General features: G+C 68.8%; 1 protein-coding gene. It reads left to right on the forward strand.

The window, feature by feature from the left end:
* Positions 1-272, forward strand: a 272-nt coding sequence (locus HWE01_RS22700; protein WP_241822966.1) for a hypothetical protein, incomplete at both ends; no start/stop codon positions are given.

A 272-nucleotide genomic window follows, 5' to 3' on the forward strand; every position in this document is an offset into this window, starting at 1 on the left:
GGGCGCGACCTGCTCAGTGTGCTGGAGGCCTACCACGGCTGGTCGGTGGCCACCGATGCCATCTCCACGTCGATCGCCGACAACCCGCAAGCCCTGGGAACCGGACCGGACTGGGTACACCCGGTCGAAGCACCGAACACCTTCCGCGGTCGTTTCCGCGGGGCCGAGTGCGCCGCCGACTACCTGCAGGACGTCGACGCCAAGCTGGCTGACCTCGACGCCCGTGGCCGTCAGCTGGCGGGCATCATCTGCGAACCGGTGTACGGCAATGC

It is taken from the genome of Herbaspirillum sp. C7C8 (genome assembly GCF_022627875.1).
GTDB lineage: Bacteria > Pseudomonadota > Gammaproteobacteria > Burkholderiales > Burkholderiaceae_D > Herbaspirillum.